Genomic DNA, 20724 nt, shown 5'->3' with positions numbered 1-20724 from the left:
TGCTTTTACATGTTAGTGAAACATAGAATAAACCTGAGATAAATGATGCTTTGCTTGCTGTTGGCACGTTTATCCTTCTATATATTTTTACAGAATTGTCGTTATAATAGATTTGAGGATTTTGAAAAATCCTGGATTTATAAATTGCTAGATGTAACAGGAGAGTGACATGAGTCAAAAAGAGAGAATTTCCGAAGTCGCTTTGCTAAGAGGGCTGGCTTTTGCCGCCGTTGTTCTTCAGCATTCCGTCGCACATTATGCGGTTGCGCAGGGGGCGCGCATCCAGGACGGGGTTTTGATGACACTTTTACTGCTGTGTTCCAAATTTGCAGTTCCGGTGTTTGTGTTTATCACGGGCATGGTGCTATTTTACAATTATGATGGGGTCTTAAAGTACGGAACGTTTTTACGTAAAAGATTCATGGACATCATTGTTCCGTATATCATATGGTCTCTTTTATACGAATTGGGAAATCAGCTTGCCCAAAGTGGTGGATATATTCACCCGCTGGATTTTTTCCAGAAGCTATTGAACGGGAAAAGCAGCTATCATCTATGGTACATCGTTATGATTATCCAATGTTATGTGTTATTTCCCGTGTTTCGTTATGCGGTCCGTCATTTGTCTGCGCTACTGCCGTCAAAATGGCGACCAGCTGCATTGGCTGGATTCGGCGTGCTATATATTTTGCTCATGTTCGCCGTTGGACCCGTATACCAAGCGATGGATAAGCTCCAGCTTCCGGTCATTACCTCTTGGTTTACCCTGTACGCTGACCGGAATGTGATCTACTTTTTCTTTTATTTTGTGTTAGGAGCGGCAGCCGGGATGAACGTCAAGCGTTGGAATGCTTGGGTAACCAAAGCACAGATGATATACTGGCCGTTGTTTATCGTGATTACAGGCTACTTACTGTACGAGATGATCGGTCAGTTCCAGACGCCGCGAGGTACAGTTCTTTCCTTTAACTATTTGTCTTTGCTGCGTCCGGTCATGGCTGTATATTGCGTCGCGTCTATTTTTGTAGCTTATCGGGTAGCGACGTGGATTGCTCATAAGGGGGGACGTGCGGCGAGTATGCTGACGGCCATCGGAACGTTGTCCTATGGAGCGTATCTCATGCATGCCTTTATGCTGCGTGTGACCTATTATTTTGACGAGACGTTTTTTGCAGACTGGAGCCACGTTCTTCGTACGCTGGCTTCGTTCGTTCTCTGTATGATCTTTTCCGTTGCCGGAACATGGCTACTTGCACGCTTGCCTCTGGGCAAATGGATCGTGGGGCTTCGGGTTCGTCCTCGCCCGACTGGAGGTCCGCCAGCCTTACAAAAGCAAGCCTGATTTGATAACCCAATCATATATGTTCACAAGAGTATCCCAAAGCCAAGAAATAAGGCAATGGGATACTTTTCTATCTACATTTGTTTAATAGTATGCATACTGATAGACTGGATGTTCCTTTACCAGTAAGGTGAAGGAACATCCATATGGGAGGGTCGCAAAATGAGTGGTCCAGATACAAGAAGCGTTTTTCCGATGAAAAATATTAGAAGTCTGTGTTTTTTGAACAATGTAGTGGTTAATCCATATATCGAAATCGGGGATTATACCTACTATGACGATGATGATAACCCTTTGGATTTTGAGAAAAATGTCCTTTATCATTTTGATTTTATAGGGGACAAATTAAAGATTGGTAAGTTTTGTGCGATTGCAGCCAAAGCCAAATTTATTATGAATGGTGCTAATCATAATACAAATGCATTTACGACTTTTCCTTTTGGAGCGTTTGGCGGAGATTGGGAAGTTGGTTTACCCAATTTAAGTGGGGGCTACAAAGGGGACACTGTGGTTGGAAATGATGTTTGGATTGGTTACAACGCTACCATTATGCCCGGAGTTCAAATTGGTGATGGCGCGATCATTGCGTCAAACGCCGTGGTGACTAAAGATGTTCGGCCATATTCCATTGTAGGAGGAAATCCCGCGAAGTTAATTCGTTATCGGTTTGATGAGGAAACTATAGCTATGCTACAAACCCTGAAATGGTGGGACTGGGACATCCAAAAAATAACAGAATATATTCCTGTTTTGACAAGTAACGATACGGAGGCCTTAAAACAATTAATCCAGTCTTCGTAATCTGTAACTCTATTTTTTTAGCTTTAGTTATATTATTTCAACATATGAAAAATTCATAATAGCAAAAACAATAAAATCATTTCTCAGCGCTTCGCACACTACTCTATATCGCCTCATTCTATATCTCTCGCCATCTTAAAACAGGTCACAAGAGATGAAGGGTTCTCATACGCTCTCATATCATCAAAGGAAATAGTGTATGGACGCAGAGTGGTTTATAATGGAAGATAAGGTGCACGAATAAGGTGTGGAGGAGGCTGTGAAATGGCGTTTATGATATCCCAGCGGGCTTTTATCAAAATTTATCTGATCACAATGGTGGAGAGGCATCGCGGTTATGGATATCAGATGCTCGAATCGATGAAAGATGAGTTTAGTGGCTTTGGGTATGTTCCGCCTCAGAGCGAGGTTTACCGGGCGCTGCATGAGCTGGTACAGGAAGGTGTTTTTTACCGTACCAAGCGATTGAAAGGAACAGACCCGCGCGTGGATTTTCAGGAGATTGTACTCTATCACTTTACAGATGATGGGGAGGAGAAAGCACGATTGTACAAGAAGCAGGTCAAAGCTGATTTGGACCGTTGCTTAGGTATGCTGCATAAAGCGGAACAAGACAACTATTCCTAACCACGAAAGGATGAGAATGATGGGTAGAAAGCTGAAATGGGGAATTTTAGGCACTGCGGAGATCGCCCAAATCGCTGTAATTCCGGCAATTCAGCAATCCGAACGCGGAGAAGTGCTTGGGATTGCTAGTCGTAATGCGGATAAAGCCGCTGAGACCGCCCGGGAGTTCGATATTCCGAAAAGTTATGGAAGCTATGATGACCTGTTGGCTGATCCCGAAATCGGAGCGGTGTACATTCCGTTGCCGAACCATCTGCATGAAGAGTGGACCATTCGGGCAGCGGAGGCTGGGAAGCACGTTTTGTGTGAAAAACCATCTTCTCTTAGCTCGGCCGGGACAAGCCGCATGATTGAAGCATGTCAACGTGCAGGAGTGATCTTTGCAGAGGCTTTTATGTATCGCTATCATCCCAAACATCGAAGAATTAAGGAAATTATCAATAGTGGGGAAATTGGTGACATTCGCGGCATCCATTGCACGTTTACGTTTAACAATACCGATCAGGCAGATAATGTGCGCTTTAATAAAAACATGGGCGGCGGCTCGCTATATGATGTGGGCGTCTATCCGATATCAGCCGCTCGTATGTATTTGGATCGGGAACCGGAGGCAGTGACGGTACATGCCTTATTTTCCCCGGAGCATGACAACGTCGATATGATGGCTTCCGGTTTGCTGGAATTTCCGGGTGGAGTCAACCTTACTTTCGATTGTGGCATGTGGGCAGCCAACCGTTCCAACATGGAAATTCTCGGTAGCAAGGGTACGATTGCGATGCCCAAAATGTTCGGTTGGGAAAGAACGTCTGTTGTACCGCAAATTTTCGTCCACGTCGGTTCGGTCACGCGTGAGGAACGTCTGAAAGGTTTTAATTCCTTTGAACTGCAAGCGGATGCTTTTGCTAAAGCGGTGCTTGACGGTGTCCCGTTGCCGTATGAGCCAGAAGATGCGGTGAGCAATATGAAGGTAATCGATGCTTGTATTGAGTCAGCTCGTAGTCGGAAACGGATAGAAATTGGATAACGGGATCACTGTATTCCCGTAAAGACATAAAAAGCAGCCTGTCCAAAGGACAAGCTGCTTTTTTAGATGAACGAATACATAAGCATATAGCATTACATATTTTCATCATAATCGGTGACATCACGCTTGGCGGCAGTTGCAGGCGAGTTTGATGTACCGTATTTCTCCACGGCGTCCCATGCGCCCGCATCGTCAAATCGTCCTGCATTTCGTTGGCGAACCTCACCTGCACCCTTGGGCGGCGGAGTCATGACCTGTTCCTCTACAGGACGGTCATTCGATAATTCTCGAGTTGGCGTGTGCTCGATTGTATAGGCTGTATATGGAATGGCTTGCAACCGTTCAAAGGGAATTTCTTTCCCGCTCTCCACACATATTCCGTATGTCCCATCCTTCATCCGTTGAAGGGCTGCATTGACTTGCTCCAGCTCGTCTTGTAGCGAATCATTAATCGCCAGATCACGGGACCGTTCAAAGGTTTCTGTCCCTATATCAGCGGGGTGGTTGTCATAGGACGAGAGCTCACCTGTGGAATCTGTCAGTGTTTCTCCCAATTGAGCGTTTTCCTGACCGTTTTGTTCAAAATGCTTTTCTAAATCCTTTTTCTGCTCCAGCAACATATGTTTCAGCTCTGCAAGCTGCGAATCGTTCAAATGGTTCATGATCATCTCTCCCCTTCGTGGTCTGTATAAGTGACACGTATGCTCTTTTATACCCGTTCATAGGGCCGGGCAATCAGCAGAGACTTTTATTCCCAGCCTAGAATGTGATATAAAAAGAATAGTGTGTTAAGGAGGGAATAACCGATGGATGAACATATGAAGCGTCGTCTGGATAAACAAAAGCAGTTGTTTAAACAACTGGGCATTCAGCTGGACGCGCTCTCCATTCATGAGAAACAGTTTAAGAATAAAATGCGCGGCTATGATCCGGACGAGGTGGATGCCTTTCTGGATGAAGTGATCAAGGATTATGAACGCTTTTATGCGAATATAGCCGACCTGATGGACAAGTGGCAGGAGCAGCAGGCAACCATACGTGATTTGAAAAATGCACCCAAGCCTGCGGCCGACCTTAATGGACTGGACCGTCGTCAACTGGAGGATATCGTTAAGCAGTTGGAATATAGTGTACGCCAATTAAAAGTGCGAGTACGTCCTGAAAATGACTATTTTCCGGAGTAAGGTGCAGTAAGCACTGTGTTGGTGCCTCTATTGTGGTATGATGGAAACAAGCATTTTTCCAAACATTTAATGAGGCACACACATAAAGGTGGTTAACATGAGTACCCATTTTTCCGTTAGTATCCATTGTCTGCTTCTTCTGGCTGAAGGGGCACCGGAGCGAATGACATCGTCACTTATTGCTTCCAGCATCAATACAAACCCAGTAGTTGTGAGAAGGATTATGAGCCGACTCAAACAAGCGGGTTTGGTGGATTCGTCGCCTGGAGCACGCGGCTTTCGTCTAAGCATGTCCAGTTCAAACATCAATCTGAAAATGATCTATGAGGCGACCAAGGATGAAGGTCCGTTGTTCGCCATCCATACCGACAGCAATCATAATTGTGAGGTAGGCAGGAACATAGACGCATTATTGGATGGTTTATATACCGTGGCAGAGCAGAAAATACAGGCGTTTTTCGAGACCGTTACGCTGCGAGATCTGGAGCAGGCACTTCAGCAGCGCGTGGGGCAACAAAGTTCATCCGTGTAAAGACGCTGGTAAGGAGAATTTATATGAAAATCATCGTACTTTCAGACACTCATATGCCGCATAGAAGCAAAGCGTTGCCTAGTCGGCTTGTACAGGAGTTAAAAGGCAGTGACCTCATTCTCCATGCCGGAGACTGGACGGATTGGTTCGTATATGAACGTCTAGCTGAATTTGCGCCTGTGCAAGGCATTGCCGGAAACAATGATGGAATGGACATCGTGGAGCGTTTAGGCTATCAGCGAATCGTTGAAGTTGAAGGCAAGCGGATCGGTATGGTTCACGGTCACGGCTGGCGAGGAACGACAGAAAATATCGCATTGAATACGTTTAAGGGAGAAACGCTGGATTGCCTGATTTATGGACATTCGCATATTCCGGTGGTCAAAACGATTGACGGTCAGCTTGTCCTTAATCCAGGGTCTCCGACGGACAAACGTGGCGAAGACGAATATTCATTTATCGTGCTGACGATTGAAGCTGGTCAGATGGAAGCACAGCTTGTTCTTTATCCAGATAAACATTGATTTAAAACCAACAACTGTTGATTAAAGGGGAAGCTATGGCCATTTTTGAATTAGAACCAATGAAGCATCATGTGTTGATCTGCAATGGAGGCACATGTATGCGACATGAGGGTGAAGAAGTTACACAGGCAATTCGGGATGAAATTCGTAAACAAAATGCAGAAGCATATATTCACACGACCAGAACTCGCTGTAATGGGCGTTGTCATGATGCTGCGGTTGTGATCGTATATCCTCAAGGGGACTGGTATGGTCAAATGACCCCCGACTCGGGGACTCAACTGGTGCAGAAGCTCGTAACGGGAGAGAAGCTGGAACCTCATCTTTTTCATGAGTATACAGGTAAATCCAGCTCGGAATAATCCAATCAACCATTTATAAGAACATGAGTAGAGAAAATCTTTGCGGAGATTTTCTCTTTTTTGCGTTTAATCCTCGATGTGAAAGGTAAAAGTATACTGTGAACACCAATCCGATAGGGAGGGAAGTAAAATGGCCCCATTTGAAGATAACCTGCACGATCAGAATGAGCAGAAAGGACAGACGGGGAAAGGAACAACGGAGTCTAAACATCAGGAACAGTCGATCAATCGAGATCATGCAGAGCAGTATCCGACAGAGCAGGAAAGCTTGTTTGACCGTTTTGAGATTGAGCAGACGGTAGACGCCATTCCCGTAGAGGATTTGAAGATGGAAAGGCAGGAGGAGAGAGACAAGGATGCAACCAAGCACACCTCTTCCAGTGAGAAAAAATATAATGGTGGCGTATAATCATCAACTAACTGGTAATATTTAAAAAGAAATCTCTTGACTTTAAGATATATGTAATGTATATTAAGTTACGAAAAGTAATTAATTTTTCTCAGGAGGTAACAAAATGGCTAAAGACTTCTTCACAGCTCTGAAAGACAGACGCTCCTATTATGGTATTAGCAAAGAACAGGTCATTTCTGACCAACGGATTCAAGAGATTGTAGAGGAAGCTGTTAAGTACACACCTACCTCTTTCAACTCCCAAACTTCACGTGCAGTAGTGTTGCTTGGAGAGCATCATGATAAACTGTGGAATATTACAGAAGATATTTTGCGTGAGGTTGTAGGCAATGAGGAGCAATTCAAGTCTACTGCCGAGAAAATGAACGGTTTCCGCAGCGGATACGGAACAGTCTTGTTCTTTGAAGACAATAACGTGGTAGCTGGTCTGCAGCAACAATTTGAAGCCTATGCGGACAATTTCCCAATCTGGTCCAACCAATCTAATGGTATGTTGCAATTGGTAGTATGGACGGCTCTGGAGCAAGAAGGACTGGGGGCATCCCTTCAGCATTACAACCCATTGATTGATGAAAAAGTGAAAAACGAATGGAACATTCCTGAGCATTGGAAACTGATTGCTGAAATGCCATTTGGTAAACCGACATTCCAACCAGGTGAAAAAGAATTCCAGCCTGTTGAAGAACGAGTAAAAACATTTAAATAATTATAATTTTCACGATAAAATGACGATTCAGGCTCGACCTGGTAAAGCACTGTGGGTATCCACAGTGCTTTTTGTCATTCCATTTTTAAGGCATATAAGCTTTGATATGTACGGACACAGGGGTTAATTCATCCGTTAGTGGGTGATATTATGTTTAAAATTGGATGAGAAGTTTACATTGGTGTTATTGCGGTTTTATGCAGATGTCTAGGATAACGCGCATTCAAAGGAGGAAAAGTGATGAACTATGATTGCATTATTGTTGGTGGGGGAATTGCCGGATTGCAAGCAGCGATTCAATTGGGGAGATACAGCAGTCATCGAGTTCTAGTGATAGATTCGGGCTATGGTCGATCTACGCTGTGCCACCAGTATCATAATATTTTGGGCTTTCCTGACGGAATTTCTGGTGAAGAGCTGCGACGGCTTGGACGTAGTGAAGCCACGAAACTAGGTACTGAATTTGTTGAAGGGAAGGCGGTAAAAGCCGCCAAAAGAGATGAGCTTTTTGACATTCAAGTGGATGCAGGATCCGTCTATTCGTCAAAAACGCTGCTGTTGGCGACAGGGCTAACGGACCGTTTTCCAAAGCTGGATGGGTTACAAGCCTGCTTGGGCAACAGTGTATATGTGTGCCCGGATTGTGACGGTTATGAGGTTCAGGATCGCAGCACGGTCGTTATGGGGGCAGGCAAAGCAGGAGCTTCCATGGCTCTGACTTTATCAGCGCGCACCGATCAACTTGTTTATGTCAATCATGAGCGTTCAGAGGTGCCGGACGAGCTGATCGTAAAGCTGCGGGAAAAAGGGATTGGCTATAAGGAAGCAGCCATTTCAGAGATTATAACCGGAGAATGGGGCTGTTTTGAAGGAGTGCGGCTGGCTGATGGACATGTGGTTCCAGCAGAGCGGGGCTTTTTAGCCTTTGGCAGCAATCACGTTCATTCAGAGCTGGCGGAGCAACTGGGTGTACATCTGCTGCATAATAAGCATATTGAGACTCATCCTCGCAGCAAAATGACAAATGTGGAAAATGTATGGGTAGCCGGGGACTTAGGAGCTCATGCCGAGCAAGCGACTGTGGCGATGGGAGAAGGAGCTATGTCAGCGATTTGGATACACAAGGTATTAACTGGTATGAAAACAAAAGAACCGCAGCTCTGAGAGCTGCGGTTTAGAACGGTGGGTGTGTACTCGTTGGGAGTTGAAGTTCGAAGCGTTTTAATTGATCGCTCATGCCGTACTTACGTAAAATTTCCGTCTGTTTGTTGCCGATAAGATCAAAATGCGGATAGGGCTGACGCTGATGAATATATTGGGGGTTCAATCCGTTATGGTTGCACCATAAGCGCAGCTTGTCCAAATCAGAACATCCCACCTTGGTGACGGTTGTAATGCCTGGAAAGCGATCATCCAGCCAGTAATGTGTCAGGAAAGCAATTTCACCACGACTGACCTCTCTTTTCCAGGCCATAAGCTCCTGCCGGGTAATGCCAAATGCCATCGTTCTCATCCTTCCTTGGCTCATTCTGAAATCATGAGCTGCTGCGCAGTTGTTCCATTATTTTCGTACTATAGTTTGTATTATGATCCACATGGGGTAACACAATAACAGGAGACCCTGTGTGACGACCTCCTGTTAGCGGTTAAAGCCATCTCTCGGCCCAGCTCTCCACACCATTTAATGCATCACCTAGCTCTTTACCCTTGCGTGTCAGCGAATACTCGGTACGCACAGGCCGCTCTGTGATGACATTGCGAAGGATCAGGCCGGAAAGCTCTAGTTCCTTGATGCGTTCGTTCAGCATGCGTTTACTAAGATCAGGTATGGAGACGTGAATTTCACTAAATCGTTTGGGATGTTCCATCAAAGTATGAATGATGAGAGCGGTCCATTTTTTGCTGATGATCTGAAAGGACTGTTCCACCTTACCGCACAAAAGCTTAGGCTGCCTGTCGTCGCTCATCTGAATCCCCTCAATTTCATTGTTGTTTTAAACAGTATACTAAAAGTAACTCTGTATACCAATAGTAACTATAACGCTTTGTATCAACTGTGACATATTTAACAGTTTTTTCTCTTTCCTTTCGTCAATCATACCACAGAAAACGTTATCATTACAGGATATATCGAATGTTCACGATTTCGCTAAAATTTGATTGACTTGCCCCTTATTTTGGGTGTATTATGGGTTACGTTAATTCCTCAGGTAACTTTTAATAACCTCATCTTTATAATGGGAAGAAGGAATATTTCATGGATTCAATGACATTTGTCTTATTTGGAGCGACAGGGGATTTGGCGAAACGCAAAATTTACCCTGCCTTGTATAATTTGTTTGTAGAAGGTAAAATTCCGGCTTCCTTTTCTGTAATTGGGATGGGGCGTCGTGAAGTGGCGGACGAGCAATTTCAAAGTAATGTAGAGCAATCCATTAAGGATTTTTCCAGACACGTGAATGAAGACCGTGCACAGATGGATCAGTTCTTAAGTGCTTTCCGTTACAGCGCATTGAACGTCAACCACCCGGAAGATTATAAAAAGCTGCTGCAGCTTGCTGAGCAACGTGAAAATGACTTGGGAATTCCGGGGAACCGCATGTTTTACTTATCGGTGGCACCGGAATTTTTTGATGTGATTGCCCTCAATATTCGGGAGAGTGGTTTAGCTGAAACAAAGGGTTGGAAACGGCTCATTATCGAAAAACCATTTGGACATGATCTGGAATCAGCACGTGAGCTGAATGATCGCCTGAGCAGAACCTTTGCTGAGGATGAGATTTATCGTATTGACCATTACTTAGGTAAGCCCATGGTGCAAAACCTGGAAGCCTTAAAATTTGCTAATCCATTGCTTCAAGGGATATGGAACAATCAATACATCGCCAATGTGCAAATTACCGCATCCGAGACTGTAGGGGTGGAGGAGCGAGCAGGATACTATGATCATTCTGGTGCTATTCGTGATATGGTACAAAATCACATGCTACAGGTGTTGATGATGACGGCTATGAACAAGCCGGGACATGTCACGGCTGACCAGGTGCGTGATGAAAAAAGCAAGGTGATGGACGCGCTTCGTGCACTTGATCCTTCCGATATTGCTTCCAACGTGGTTAGAGGCCAATATACCAACGGTGAGATCAACGGAAAAGCAGTTCCTTCCTATAATGAAGAGCCGGACATCGGTCCTGATTCACAAAATGATACTTTCATTTCAGCTCGCCTATGGATTGACAACGAACAATGGTCGGGTGTACCTTTCTATATTCGTACTGGCAAACGCATGAAAGAAAAATCTACTCGTATCGTTGTGGAATTCAAAAAGGACAGCACAGATCCTTATGCCGCTCAAGGGCAACCGACTGACCCGAACTTGCTGATCATCCATGTTAACCCGGATGAAAAGGTAACGCTGCGTCTGAATAGCAGAGACCCGTTAAACGCTGGTCAACTGGAAACGGTTCTGATGAATTATCATTCCGAGGCCAAGGATGTACCAGAAGCCTATGAGCGCCTCATCTTTGATGCGCTGCGCGGCGATTCCACCTTTTTTGCTCATTGGAACGAAGTTGAGCTTTCATGGGTGTGGGTTCAACCTGTACTGGAAGCTTTTGCTCGTGGTGAGGTTCCACTTCATACGTATGCAGCAGGCTCTTACGGTCCAGAAGCTTCAGATCAATTGTTGGAAGAGCAAGGCTTTACATGGTGGCTGGACGAAAAGTCCGAAAGCACTGAAAAAGCAGTCGTTCGTTCTTAACATCAATAAGAAAGTATATACAAAATATGTTTGCTACGGCAGGAGGCCTTTACAATGCAAGTAGGATTAATTGGTTTGGGAAAAATGGGCTTAAATCTCGGGAAAAATTTGATCGATCATAAGCATGAACTTGTGGCTTACGACGTCAATGCAGCCGCCATCCAAGAAATGAAGGATTATGGAGCTACAGGTGCTTCCACATTGGAAGAGCTTGTACAGGCAACTCAATCCCCTAGAGTATTGTGGATTATGGTTCCTCACCAAATTGTGGATTCTGTGCTGGATCAGCTTCAACCGATGTTGTCCAAAGGAGACATCATTATTGAAGGTGGTAATTCTCATTACAAAGAGTCTATTGCTCGCCATGCCCGTCTTCAAGAATATGGTATCAGCTTCATGGATGCTGGAACCTCAGGCGGGATGGAAGGCGCACGCAATGGCGCTTGTTACATGATCGGTGGCGATCCGGAAGCTTGGGCGGTTGTTGAGCCTATTTTCCGCGACACAGCAGTGGAAAACGGATATCTGTATGCAGGTAAATCCGGAAGCGGACATTTTCTGAAAATGGTTCATAACGGTGTGGAATACGGCATGATGGCTTCCATCGGTGAAGGATTTGAAGTGCTGGAAAAAAGCAGCTTTGACTTTGATTATGAACAAGTAGCGCGTGTGTGGAACAACGGTTCTGTTATTCGCTCTTGGCTGATGGGCTTGACTGAACGGGCATTCTCCAAAGATGCAAACCTGGACGAAATCCGTGGGGTTATGCACTCTTCTGGTGAAGGAAAATGGACGGTTGAGGAAGCGCTGGACATTCAGGCTGCAACTCCAGTCATTGCTTTGTCCCTGCTGATGCGCTACCGTTCTCTTGATGCGGACACGTTCAACGGGAAAGTGGTTGCTGCGCTGCGCAATGAATTTGGCGGTCACGCGGTAGAAAAGAAGTAATAACGATATAAGCTAGTATCTATCCCCGTAGCTTCACAACTGCGGGGATATTGCTATATGTTTTGTCGTTTATTGGATGTTTGCAAAACCTGCATATGCATATTTTTCCTTGTATATCCGCACAATAGATGAAAAAGGCGGAAGGATGAATAGCGTATGTGCAAAAGGTTTTCGTTATCGGCTGATTTGGATGAGGTAAGGGATCATTTTGGTATACAACGGGTGATGTATTATTACAAAACGCGTTATAACATGAGTCCCACTCAGCATGTTCCAATTGTGCTGCATCAGGATGGAGAACGGGTACTTGATGAATTTCGCTGGGGATTTATTCCCTACTGGGGCAAGGATTGTGTCAATGCAGACTTGAATACGGTTCGGGTAAATCCGAGTTATCGCAAGATGGCGGAAACCCGACGTTGTATTATTCCATGCAATGGATTTTATTATTGGCGCAAATTGGGTAAACGCATGTGTGCTGTACGGGTGGTACTGCCGGAACAGAAGATGTTTGCGGTCGCGGGACTATATGAAGTATGGCAGGATAGTCGTAAGGAGCCTTTACGCACCTGTACGATGATGACAGTTCATGCCAATACGGATATACGTGAATTCGATACCCGTATGCCAGCTATTTTGGAAGCTGATCATATAGATTCATGGCTGGACCCGTCTGTCCAGAACATAGATGAGCTGTTGCCTCTACTGCGCACGTATGAGCAAGGCGACATGAGCATCTATCCAGTGACCCCACTGGTGGCCAATGATGAACATGATAACCGTGAATGTATTCAGGAAATGGATTTGCAGTGGTCCTGGATTAAACCTTAAACGTATGGAGATTTTCATCCATTATTGATCATAAGCTTCCCGCCACCTGCATAGGTATGTATTGGGGAACAAGCGTCATGATCCGGGGAGAGGGGAAACGGCCGAAGGAGTATCTCATATGGGATGGAGGCGATTGGAATGAGTAACGATACACTCATCCAGCTGCTAGTGCTCATGGTGACGATCATCGGTCTGGTCCAAAACCGGTAAGTGGCAGGTTCCAGAAGGCGGGAGAATTGCCGTAGGCAATCTTCCGTTTTTTTCTGTGTTAAAAAGCTCGCAGATTAAGGAAGCTTACGGTACAATAGATGCTAGGCTACAGGTGACAAGACACCTGAATATACGTCTACATACGATATATTTTTAAGGGAGAGCGAATCATGAGTGAATTAACTTCATTACCACCAGCCAAAAAAAGAAAATTACTGTTTAGCGCAGGGCTCAGCTGGTTGTTTGATGCTATGGATGTGGGGCTGCTTTCATTTATAGTCGCAGCGTTGGCAAAGGAGTGGCATCTGGGATCTGAGCAAATTGGACTGCTGACTGCAATGAATTCGATAGGAATGGTGTTCGGAGCCGCTTTGGCGGGGATTTTGGCGGATCGTTACGGCAGACGCGCCATATTAGTGTGGACATTGTTGATCTTTTCTATTGCCAGTGGCTTATCAGCTTTGGCGACAGGACTCGGAATGCTGCTGGTGCTGCGTTTTATTGCTGGTGCAGGCTTGGGCGGGGAATTGCCTGTTGCTTCGACGCTGGTGTCAGAATCAGTGCCTGTAAAAGAACGAGGAAGAGCGGTTGTCCTGCTGGAAAGCTTCTGGGCGGCAGGCTGGATCCTTTCGGCTCTTATTGCTTATTTTGTTATTCCGAAGTATGGTTGGCAAATGGCATTTATTCTCGGCGCAGTACCTGCGCTGTACGCTCTTTATCTGCGCAGAGCTATTGAGGATTCACCGCGTTACAAGCAGCAAAGCGTTAAACTTCCGCTGCGTGCACGATTGGCTTCGATTTGGTCGGGACCCAATCGCAAGTCTACGCTGATGCTGTGGATTTTATGGTTCACAGTTGTATTTTCATACTACGGCATGTTCCTGTGGCTACCGAGCATTATGTTTATGAAAGGTTTCGAACTGGTTAAAAGCTTTGAATATGTACTGATCATGACGCTTGCGCAACTACCAGGTTACTTTACCGCCGCCTATCTAATTGAAAAGCTGGGGCGCAAATTCGTACTGATCATCTACTTGCTGCTCACAGCAGTGTCCGCCATTTGGTTCGGCACCTCGGAAACGGCGGGAATGCTGCTAGCTGCTGGTATCTGCTTGTCCTTTTTTAATCTCGGTGCTTGGGGAGCCATGTACGCTTATACTCCGGAATTGTACCCGACAGCGGTCCGTTCTACCGGTGTGGGTATGGCGGCTGCGTTTGGCCGTATTGGAGGCGTTATCGGGCCTTTTGCGGTCGGTATACTCGTAGGACAAGGCGTAGCGTTACCATCTATCTTTGTGATTTTCTTCGTAGCTATCTTGATCGGAGCAGTGGCTGTATGGTTGCTGGGTACGGAAACCAAAAACCAGGAGATTGACTAACCTTTACATTCACCTGTGTAAAGATTCATAATATAAGAGAGAGGAGTGACCTGAAATGGAGCATACCTTTCTGCTCAAGGCAGACTGGAACGGGGGGCGCAACAGCGACGGCCGTATTGAGGCTGGACAGTTGCGGACTGCAATTTCGATCCCGGCTGAGATGGGAGGCCCTGGTGTGGGCACCAATCCAGATGAAATGCTGCTCGGTGCCGCCGCTACCTGCTATTTGATTACGTTGGCGGCTATGATGGAGCGCGCGAGTCTCCCGGTGGCATCACTGGCGCTGGAATCCGAAGGGATTGTCGATGTAACGAACAATATTTTTACATATCGCCGAATTGTGCATCGTCCGCAGGTTCAATTGGCCGCCGATGCGACAGAATCGCAGATCGAACAAGCATTGCGACTGGCAGAGCAGGCAGAAACCTCATGCATGATCTCGCGTGCCGTAGCGGGAAATGTGGCGTTGTCCACAGAGCCCGTGGTGGAGCGCGCCTCTTAAAGCGATATTTGTAACAGGAGCAATCATTCCAATTGCCCATCATTTTTTTAATCCAAGGAGGACACAACCATGACAGCACAACAAAAATTGCTCGTATTCGCAGGCTCTTACGCCGAATTGGAAGGTAACGGAGTTTATTCGTACACTTTTAATGAACAGACAGGAGCACTTACACTACAGGATGAGTTCTCCGGCTTGAAAAATCCTACATTCCTGAATGTGGACGTCAAAAATCGGAAGCTGTATTCCATTGGAGAGACGACTTCTGCTGCAGGAGCGAAAGTAGGCGAAGCCTCTGCTTTCGAAATTGACCCAGTTAAAGGAACATTTACATTGCTGAATCGTGCGGAAAACGTGGGTGCAACAACTTGCCACATTCAGCGTGATCCATCTGATCGTTACCTTATTGTAGTCAGCTACCACGGAGGTATGGTGGGACTGGTGTCTCTGACTGAGGACGGACGTATCGGTGAGTTGCTGGATGTTAAACAGCATGAGGGCAAAGGAGCGCATCCTGAACGTCAGGATCGTCCACATCCACATTCCAGTTTCTTTAGTCCGGATGGCCGCTTCCTGTTCGTACAAGATCTCGGCCTGGATCTGATCCGCGTTTACACCATTGATGACAGCAAAGGACAACTGGTGCTTCATGGTGAAACGAAAACCCATGCAGGTGCAGGTCCACGTCATTTGACGTTCCACCCGAATGGTAAATTTGCTTTTGTCATTAACGAAGTGGATTCTTCCATTACTTCTTTTGCATACGATGCAGAGGCTGGCAAGCTCACTGAGCTTGAGAGCGTACCGACATTGCCGTCTGATTTTACAGGTGAAAACACAACTGCTGAAATTGCGATTTCGGGGGATGGAGCTTATCTGTACGGTTCCAACCGCGGGCATGACAGCATTGTGGTATACGCTGTAGACGGAGCAACTGGCAAGTTGAGCTTGGTCGAGCATGTATCTGCCGAAGGAGAGCATCCACGCCATTTTGCTTTGACTCCAAATGGTGACCATATGCTCGTGGCCAACCGCGACACCAACAACATTGTTACGTTCAAAGTGGACAAGGCAAGTGGACGCTTGACCTACACTGGGCAACAAGTAACCGTGTCCAAGCCAGTATGCGTACAGCCTTTTTACTTTTCCGTGTAAAAATTAGGAAAACATTAGGGGTAACTAAGTAACGGTATGCGGCTTGTGACCGCTACGAGAACGGATCATTCTTCCGGTCGCTGTTGCCCCCGGATTTCTCGATTGTATGTTCAAGGGTAGAAATCCGGGGACAAAGGCGAACGCTCCGCTTCTTCAGAACAATTCCGTCCTCTCCGCTGCTTTAGTGCTTTTGGCGACCATTTTTTTATGCAGAAACAATAAATGAATACGTATATGTTGATGGTACTGATAGATTAACCAAGCATAGAAAATTTTTTAGTGAAAACGGCTCGTAGGATAACCTACAGCCGTTTTTATTTTAGGGCTTAGTCATTTCAAAAGAAGTCACTACCTACAAAAATAATATAAAATTTTATGGTTACAAATAAGATACGAATAATCTCGGCAGGAAAAGGGTACATATGTTATAAGCGGGACAAGAATCTCTCAATCCGATAATGCAAATCTAGGACAAGCATTGTGAGTTCCATATAAGGGTTAGAGGCTTAAAATAAAAGTATTATATTTGGCCTAAGTATTAGTTTAGGTCGTTGGCTTTTTTAGAGGCAAACTCATGAAAAATGAGCAATGGCAAGGATAAACTGAGTAACGAAGCGGGCAGATGGATTTCGGAGAAGCGATAGCGTTCGCCTTTGGAACTTGATTTTAACCATTAAAATATATTCAAAAAATCAAGCTCCAACAGCGATCGGAGAAACCATCTGATCGCGAAGTGGGCCTCACAGACCGATAAGAGTATATAAAGGAGGAAACGAAATGAAAATTATCATTACGCAAAAGGAAGCCGTCGACAAAGGAATATGGACAGAGATCATGGGGATGTTTGCTGTGACCAAAGAGGACGAAGTATGGCAAAATGAAGAGTTTATTCTCACCGAAGAACAGGCACGTCAGGTCGGATTATTAAGATAGCAAAGACAAATAGGACATGTTATCAAGTTTTAAGACCAAGTCTTAAAAAATCGTAACTTCTTTTTTATGTATCTGATACACTTTTTAACCGTGCAACGTTTATGATAAGTACACAAGGGTAATGAAGCTTACAGACACCGTGTACATACCCAAACGGCAAGGAGAGATCAGACATGATGAAACTAGCTTCGAAATGGACCGTATTGGCTTTAATGATGATGCTGATTACGACGGCAGGGGCAACAGCGCAAGGCTACACGCCTGTAGCAGCTGCTGAAAATCAGGAGACCGTATATATAAACCAAATGGAGATTCGTGACGGACAAATTTATTTGTCGGCAGACCCGATTGAATGGTATGAAGGCGCGGCAGCTGACAAAGCATTTGTGGAGCATGAAGGAAATACAGGATTGGATGGAGCTCCGGATGGCTACTACATCGTAAACAATTCCGTGCAAAATGACGTGTATCAGGTTGCACCAGATGCTTCAGTAGAGGTGCAGATTTATGATCACACGGGTAACATAGAAGATACAGACGTGCAATGGAACGAATCGATTCCTCTGGCACAGTTTGAGAAAGATTTTGCTAAAAAGGACGTTCTGGACCTCAGTCAATTTCCATACCATATTACGCTTCGTGAGGGTAAAGTTATAAAAATCGTGCAGCAATTCATTCCTTAAAATAGAAGTAATCTCATTTCACAAACACGTGCTTTCACTTGATTATAGATCAGGGGAGCACGTGTTTTTTTATACTTTATAACAAAAAAAGAGGATATCCAGCCCATATAGGGCGCGGATATCCTCTTCTCTTCATAATATATGATTAGAACGATTTTGCTGTGTCTACTGCACGTTGTACAGCAGAAGCAACGATTTCTTGTGCTTGATCTGGAGATTGATTATGTCCTTCCAGAACAACTTTCACGATGTCTTTCACTCCGAAGAAGGATAAGATGTTGTTCATGAAGTTCAAAGACATTTCAGCTGCAGCAGCTGGTCCTTCGGAATAAACGCCGCCTCTTGCATTCAGCAGGGCTACTTTAGTTTCAGTTACGAGACCAACAGGACCTTCAGCAGTGTATTTGAATGTTTTACCAGCTTGGTTCAGGTAGTCAATGTACGTATGCAGTACAGCTGGAATCGTCATGTTCCAGAGCGGGAAAGCAAATACGACTTTGTCTGCTGCCAGGAATTGATCCAGGTAGCCATTAGCAATGTTTGCCAGGCGAGCTTCTTCTGCGTTCAGCTCCATGCCTCTAGCGGATTTGAACGTGCCGTTGATCATGTTAGCGTTCAAATAAGGAAGCTCGACGGAGAACAGGTCCAGCTCAGTGATTTCATCAGTTGGGTGGGAAGACTTGTAGCTTTCTACGAAGGCGTTATACAATTTAACTGTTGCAGATTCTTCAGCTGTACGATCATTAGCTTTGACAAATAATACTTTAGACATGATTTATTTCCCCCTAAGTAAGTTGAATAAGTAAGTTAAGTTAGTAAGTTACCAAGTAATATTACAATATAAAGATAATATCTGTCAACACTTTTATATTAAATTTACTTTGAAAAGCTACTTTATTTTTTACACTGTAAATTTTACGTGTTTCTTTTGCAAAATATCAGTTTTGCGGTAAAATTTAAATGTAAACTTTAATGAAGAGAATGGTTTGAGTAGGCGAAGAAGAAAATGAACATGGCGCCAGCAAGATATGGCACAATAGTTGAACGAAAAAAGGTGAGTAGCTTGAAGATAGGTTTTTTTGATTCAGGATTGGGTGGAATTACAGTATTGTCCGAGGCACTAAGACGTTTGCCAAACGAAAATTTTGTATACATGGCGGATACCCTTCATGTGCCTTACGGGACGAAAACTCCCCAAGAGGTGCTTGGTTATGTCAAGGCTTCAGTACAAACGATTCTAAAAGAAGATGTTAAGGCATTGGTAATTGCCTGCAATACGGCTACAAGTATCGCGGTTGCGGAGCTAAGGAAAGAATATCCTATTCCGATTATTGGTATGGAGCCAGCAGTGAAGCCAGCGGTCGAGATGAACCGATCCAATGGTAAAAGAGTTCTGGTGTTAGCCACACCATTGACCTTGAAACAATCCTGTTATGCAGCGCTGGTATCCAGAGTTGACGATCATGGGAGCGTGGACTCACTACCTCTGCCGGAGTTAGTACAGTATTGCGAACAGTTGAATTTTGACCGGGCAGAAATGTCCGAATATTTTAACCGGGAGCTGTCTTCGTTCAATCTCGACATATACGGTACGGTGGTATTGGGGTGTACTCATTATCCTTTTTATAAGGAGATTCTAAGGGAACTACTGCCTTCTCATATTCAGTTAATTGACGGGAGCCAGGGAACAGTTAGACGGTTGAAACAGGTGTTGTCTGAGCGTAATTTGCTGGAGCCTTCGCCAAAATCCGGTCCATCGCAGGAGGGACACATTACATTTCTATGTTCTAGTCAGGATGAGACCTATGTGCATAAGATGGAGCGGGCGCTTGAAATCTATGCGGAGCATGAAAAGATTTATTTTTAAAAGAAGAGCGGCTGGCGAACGTGTTGGATCTTAGTGAAATATCCAAATCGCCAGCCGCATTGTTGATCAGACGCATGGGGGGAGGGCGTAAGATGGATGTTCAACTGATCCTGAATGAGCTTCACGAAACGGGCGTGCTTGAAAGCCATATGCGAAATCTCAAACCGCTGACCGGCGGAACTTCGAGCAAAGTGGTTGTTGTCATGGACGGAACTAAGCCGCGATACGTGATTAAGCAAAATGATCCCGCTGTCGTAGAAGCCGAGGCAGAATTCTTACATACCTATGTACAGGTTGAGAAACTATCGCGTTTGGTTTATGTAGATCCGTTGCACCGTTATTTGGTGTACACGTTTAGGTCAGGGCTCACACAGTATCATGGACGAAACAAAAGCGATTTGTTACTTCGTCTGGCGACGGAGGTGATCTCGCACTATAAGCCTTTTGGTGAGGAACGTCGTTATGGTTATCCGGACCACCCGTTTGTGGAATGGAGAGATTTTCTGCTGCACAGAACGAAGGAATCTGAAAAGATCATACAAGACGTTTTACCCCCAGAGGATCATCGGTTCGTCCATACCCTTGTGGCCGGATCGCCGCAACGGAATATTAAATATTTGCTTCATGGTGACTGTGGAGTACATAATTTTGTGTTTGCCGAAAATGGTACGTTGACAGGCATTATTGATCCTGACCCAGTCGTGGGAGAGCCTCTGTATGATCTGATATACGCCTTTTGTTCTTCACCCGATAGGCTGACCGTCGATACTATTTTGCCTGCCTTAGAGAAGCTTGGGCCAGAGATGACAGGGGAATACGAGCTGAACAGGGAGGTACTACAAGGATTATACTTTCGTATTGCTACCTGCATTCGGCATCATCCGGGAGATCTAGATCAATATATAGAAGCGTGGACCTATTGGCTAGACAGGATTTGCTGAA

25 protein-coding genes are annotated in these 20724 nt (G+C 45.1%); 21 read left to right on the top strand and 4 right to left on the bottom strand.

Features of this window, described 5'->3' with window-relative positions:
- Positions 1 to 169: 169 nt before the first annotated feature.
- The 4 genes from MKX30_RS11020 (at position 170) to MKX30_RS11005 (ending at position 3794) form a co-directional block, all read left to right on the top strand.
- Positions 170 to 1342: an acyltransferase gene (locus MKX30_RS11020; protein ID WP_023988293.1), complete on the top strand. Its 1173-nt coding sequence runs from the start codon at positions 170 to 172 to the stop codon at positions 1340 to 1342.
- 162 nt (positions 1343 to 1504) lie between these two features.
- On the top strand, positions 1505 to 2143 hold the full coding sequence (locus tag MKX30_RS11015; RefSeq protein ID WP_023988294.1) for a CatB-related O-acetyltransferase: 639 nt from the start codon (positions 1505 to 1507) through the stop codon (positions 2141 to 2143).
- A 264-nt stretch (positions 2144 to 2407) separates the two neighbouring features.
- Complete coding sequence (locus MKX30_RS11010) at positions 2408 to 2770, top strand: helix-turn-helix transcriptional regulator (protein ID WP_013310011.1); 363 nt, start codon at positions 2408 to 2410, stop codon at positions 2768 to 2770.
- Positions 2771 to 2789: 19 nt separating this feature from the next.
- Positions 2790 to 3794 (top strand): Gfo/Idh/MocA family protein, encoded by a 1005-nt coding sequence (locus MKX30_RS11005; RefSeq protein ID WP_028542415.1) that lies wholly within the window; start codon positions 2790 to 2792, stop codon positions 3792 to 3794.
- A gap of 92 nt (positions 3795 to 3886) precedes the next feature.
- Here the strand turns inward: MKX30_RS11005 and MKX30_RS11000 are convergent, their stop codons facing one another.
- The gene (locus MKX30_RS11000; RefSeq protein WP_028542414.1) at positions 3887 to 4456 is read right to left on the bottom strand and encodes a TraR/DksA C4-type zinc finger protein; all 570 of its coding nucleotides are present in this window, start codon (positions 4454 to 4456) and stop codon (positions 3887 to 3889) included.
- 144 nt (positions 4457 to 4600) lie between these two features.
- Here MKX30_RS11000 and MKX30_RS10995 point away from each other — a divergent pair, with 144 nt between their 5' ends.
- The 7 genes from MKX30_RS10995 (at position 4601) to MKX30_RS10965 (ending at position 8678) form a co-directional block, all read left to right on the top strand.
- Positions 4601 to 4978 (top strand): DivIVA domain-containing protein, encoded by a 378-nt coding sequence (locus tag MKX30_RS10995; RefSeq protein WP_023988297.1) that lies wholly within the window; start codon positions 4601 to 4603, stop codon positions 4976 to 4978.
- A 97-nt stretch (positions 4979 to 5075) separates the two neighbouring features.
- A complete protein-coding gene (locus MKX30_RS10990; protein ID WP_013310015.1) occupies positions 5076 to 5510 on the top strand; it encodes an Rrf2 family transcriptional regulator in 435 nt (144 codons plus the stop codon).
- Between the two features lie 23 nt (positions 5511 to 5533).
- The gene (locus MKX30_RS10985; protein ID WP_028542413.1) at positions 5534 to 6034 is read left to right on the top strand and encodes a metallophosphoesterase family protein; all 501 of its coding nucleotides are present in this window, start codon (positions 5534 to 5536) and stop codon (positions 6032 to 6034) included.
- A gap of 35 nt (positions 6035 to 6069) precedes the next feature.
- On the top strand, positions 6070 to 6396 hold the full coding sequence (locus MKX30_RS10980) for a (2Fe-2S) ferredoxin domain-containing protein (RefSeq protein ID WP_028542412.1): 327 nt from the start codon (positions 6070 to 6072) through the stop codon (positions 6394 to 6396).
- A 130-nt stretch (positions 6397 to 6526) separates the two neighbouring features.
- Positions 6527 to 6805: a hypothetical protein gene (locus MKX30_RS10975; protein ID WP_013310018.1), complete on the top strand. Its 279-nt coding sequence runs from the start codon at positions 6527 to 6529 to the stop codon at positions 6803 to 6805.
- 106 nt (positions 6806 to 6911) lie between these two features.
- On the top strand, positions 6912 to 7514 hold the full coding sequence (locus tag MKX30_RS10970; RefSeq protein WP_025722870.1) for a nitroreductase family protein: 603 nt from the start codon (positions 6912 to 6914) through the stop codon (positions 7512 to 7514).
- Positions 7515 to 7754: 240 nt separating this feature from the next.
- On the top strand, positions 7755 to 8678 hold the full coding sequence (locus tag MKX30_RS10965; protein ID WP_028542411.1) for an NAD(P)/FAD-dependent oxidoreductase: 924 nt from the start codon (positions 7755 to 7757) through the stop codon (positions 8676 to 8678).
- Between the two features lie 10 nt (positions 8679 to 8688).
- On the opposite strand, the gene MKX30_RS10960 is transcribed toward MKX30_RS10965, so the two are convergent.
- Positions 8689 to 9018: a hypothetical protein gene (locus MKX30_RS10960; protein ID WP_341062831.1), complete on the bottom strand. Its 330-nt coding sequence runs from the start codon at positions 9016 to 9018 to the stop codon at positions 8689 to 8691.
- 142 nt (positions 9019 to 9160) lie between these two features.
- Entirely contained in the window at positions 9161 to 9481 is a 321-nt protein-coding gene (locus tag MKX30_RS10955; protein ID WP_007430161.1) for a winged helix-turn-helix transcriptional regulator, read from the bottom strand.
- 290 nt (positions 9482 to 9771) lie between these two features.
- Here MKX30_RS10955 and zwf point away from each other — a divergent pair, with 290 nt between their 5' ends.
- The 8 genes from zwf to MKX30_RS10915 all read left to right on the top strand — a co-directional run bounded on the left by zwf (position 9772) and on the right by MKX30_RS10915 (position 17915).
- Positions 9772 to 11274 (top strand): glucose-6-phosphate dehydrogenase, encoded by a 1503-nt coding sequence (zwf, locus tag MKX30_RS10950; protein WP_023988303.1) that lies wholly within the window; start codon positions 9772 to 9774, stop codon positions 11272 to 11274.
- 54 nt (positions 11275 to 11328) lie between these two features.
- Positions 11329 to 12222, top strand: a complete 894-nt coding sequence (gene gnd / locus MKX30_RS10945; protein ID WP_053325295.1) for a phosphogluconate dehydrogenase (NAD(+)-dependent, decarboxylating) — start codon at positions 11329 to 11331, stop codon at positions 12220 to 12222.
- Between the two features lie 156 nt (positions 12223 to 12378).
- Positions 12379 to 13053: an SOS response-associated peptidase gene (locus MKX30_RS10940; protein WP_023988305.1), complete on the top strand. Its 675-nt coding sequence runs from the start codon at positions 12379 to 12381 to the stop codon at positions 13051 to 13053.
- 380 nt (positions 13054 to 13433) lie between these two features.
- Positions 13434 to 14642: an MFS transporter gene (locus tag MKX30_RS10935; protein WP_341062830.1), complete on the top strand. Its 1209-nt coding sequence runs from the start codon at positions 13434 to 13436 to the stop codon at positions 14640 to 14642.
- Between the two features lie 55 nt (positions 14643 to 14697).
- Positions 14698 to 15144 (top strand): OsmC family protein, encoded by a 447-nt coding sequence (locus MKX30_RS10930; RefSeq protein WP_013310026.1) that lies wholly within the window; start codon positions 14698 to 14700, stop codon positions 15142 to 15144.
- Positions 15145 to 15213: 69 nt separating this feature from the next.
- Positions 15214 to 16299, top strand: coding sequence for a lactonase family protein (locus MKX30_RS10925; protein ID WP_025723669.1), 1086 nt, complete (start codon positions 15214 to 15216; stop codon positions 16297 to 16299).
- Positions 16300 to 17076: 777 nt separating this feature from the next.
- Positions 17077 to 17232 carry a hypothetical protein gene (locus tag MKX30_RS10920; RefSeq protein WP_023988309.1) on the top strand — a complete coding sequence of 52 codons (156 nt, stop codon included), beginning with the start codon at positions 17077 to 17079 and terminating at the stop codon, positions 17230 to 17232.
- Positions 17233 to 17405: 173 nt separating this feature from the next.
- Positions 17406 to 17915 carry a hypothetical protein gene (locus MKX30_RS10915; RefSeq protein WP_023988310.1) on the top strand — a complete coding sequence of 170 codons (510 nt, stop codon included), beginning with the start codon at positions 17406 to 17408 and terminating at the stop codon, positions 17913 to 17915.
- Positions 17916 to 18060: 145 nt separating this feature from the next.
- Here MKX30_RS10915 and MKX30_RS10910 read toward each other — a convergent pair whose 3' ends face one another.
- Entirely contained in the window at positions 18061 to 18687 is a 627-nt protein-coding gene (locus MKX30_RS10910) for an FMN-dependent NADH-azoreductase (protein WP_025723667.1), read from the bottom strand.
- Positions 18688 to 18927: 240 nt separating this feature from the next.
- On the opposite strand from MKX30_RS10910, the gene murI reads away from it, so the two are divergent.
- Together murI and MKX30_RS10900 are read left to right on the top strand one after the other, a co-directional pair.
- Complete coding sequence (gene murI / locus MKX30_RS10905; protein WP_341062829.1) at positions 18928 to 19782, top strand: glutamate racemase; 855 nt, start codon at positions 18928 to 18930, stop codon at positions 19780 to 19782.
- Between the two features lie 92 nt (positions 19783 to 19874).
- Positions 19875 to 20723: a phosphotransferase gene (locus MKX30_RS10900; protein WP_071558828.1), complete on the top strand. Its 849-nt coding sequence runs from the start codon at positions 19875 to 19877 to the stop codon at positions 20721 to 20723.
- The last annotated feature ends 1 nt before the right edge of the window (position 20724 follow it).

Source organism: Paenibacillus sp. FSL P2-0173 (genome assembly GCF_038008045.1).
Taxonomy (GTDB): domain Bacteria; phylum Bacillota; class Bacilli; order Paenibacillales; family Paenibacillaceae; genus Paenibacillus; species Paenibacillus polymyxa_B.
Note: the sequence above shows the minus strand (reverse complement) of the source record. Positions and strands in the feature narration are given on the sequence as shown.

Coding starts and splice junctions, on each gene's coding strand:
- MKX30_RS11020 (WP_023988293.1), top strand. CDS start 170: ATGAGTCAAAAAGAGAGAATTTCCGAAGTCGCTTTGCTAAGAGGGCTG.
- MKX30_RS11015 (WP_023988294.1), top strand. CDS start 1,505: ATGAGTGGTCCAGATACAAGAAGCGTTTTTCCGATGAAAAATATTAGA.
- MKX30_RS11010 (WP_013310011.1), top strand. CDS start 2,408: ATGGCGTTTATGATATCCCAGCGGGCTTTTATCAAAATTTATCTGATC.
- MKX30_RS11005 (WP_028542415.1), top strand. CDS start 2,790: ATGGGTAGAAAGCTGAAATGGGGAATTTTAGGCACTGCGGAGATCGCC.
- MKX30_RS11000 (WP_028542414.1), bottom strand. CDS start 4,456: ATGAACCATTTGAACGATTCGCAGCTTGCAGAGCTGAAACATATGTTG.
- MKX30_RS10995 (WP_023988297.1), top strand. CDS start 4,601: ATGGATGAACATATGAAGCGTCGTCTGGATAAACAAAAGCAGTTGTTT.
- MKX30_RS10990 (WP_013310015.1), top strand. CDS start 5,076: ATGAGTACCCATTTTTCCGTTAGTATCCATTGTCTGCTTCTTCTGGCT.
- MKX30_RS10985 (WP_028542413.1), top strand. CDS start 5,534: ATGAAAATCATCGTACTTTCAGACACTCATATGCCGCATAGAAGCAAA.
- MKX30_RS10980 (WP_028542412.1), top strand. CDS start 6,070: ATGGCCATTTTTGAATTAGAACCAATGAAGCATCATGTGTTGATCTGC.
- MKX30_RS10975 (WP_013310018.1), top strand. CDS start 6,527: ATGGCCCCATTTGAAGATAACCTGCACGATCAGAATGAGCAGAAAGGA.
- MKX30_RS10970 (WP_025722870.1), top strand. CDS start 6,912: ATGGCTAAAGACTTCTTCACAGCTCTGAAAGACAGACGCTCCTATTAT.
- MKX30_RS10965 (WP_028542411.1), top strand. CDS start 7,755: ATGAACTATGATTGCATTATTGTTGGTGGGGGAATTGCCGGATTGCAA.
- MKX30_RS10960 (WP_341062831.1), bottom strand. CDS start 9,018: ATGGCATTTGGCATTACCCGGCAGGAGCTTATGGCCTGGAAAAGAGAG.
- MKX30_RS10955 (WP_007430161.1), bottom strand. CDS start 9,481: ATGAGCGACGACAGGCAGCCTAAGCTTTTGTGCGGTAAGGTGGAACAG.
- zwf (WP_023988303.1), top strand. CDS start 9,772: ATGGATTCAATGACATTTGTCTTATTTGGAGCGACAGGGGATTTGGCG.
- gnd (WP_053325295.1), top strand. CDS start 11,329: ATGCAAGTAGGATTAATTGGTTTGGGAAAAATGGGCTTAAATCTCGGG.
- MKX30_RS10940 (WP_023988305.1), top strand. CDS start 12,379: ATGTGCAAAAGGTTTTCGTTATCGGCTGATTTGGATGAGGTAAGGGAT.
- MKX30_RS10935 (WP_341062830.1), top strand. CDS start 13,434: ATGAGTGAATTAACTTCATTACCACCAGCCAAAAAAAGAAAATTACTG.
- MKX30_RS10930 (WP_013310026.1), top strand. CDS start 14,698: ATGGAGCATACCTTTCTGCTCAAGGCAGACTGGAACGGGGGGCGCAAC.
- MKX30_RS10925 (WP_025723669.1), top strand. CDS start 15,214: ATGACAGCACAACAAAAATTGCTCGTATTCGCAGGCTCTTACGCCGAA.
- MKX30_RS10920 (WP_023988309.1), top strand. CDS start 17,077: ATGAAAATTATCATTACGCAAAAGGAAGCCGTCGACAAAGGAATATGG.
- MKX30_RS10915 (WP_023988310.1), top strand. CDS start 17,406: ATGATGAAACTAGCTTCGAAATGGACCGTATTGGCTTTAATGATGATG.
- MKX30_RS10910 (WP_025723667.1), bottom strand. CDS start 18,687: ATGTCTAAAGTATTATTTGTCAAAGCTAATGATCGTACAGCTGAAGAA.
- murI (WP_341062829.1), top strand. CDS start 18,928: ATGGCGCCAGCAAGATATGGCACAATAGTTGAACGAAAAAAGGTGAGT.
- MKX30_RS10900 (WP_071558828.1), top strand. CDS start 19,875: ATGGATGTTCAACTGATCCTGAATGAGCTTCACGAAACGGGCGTGCTT.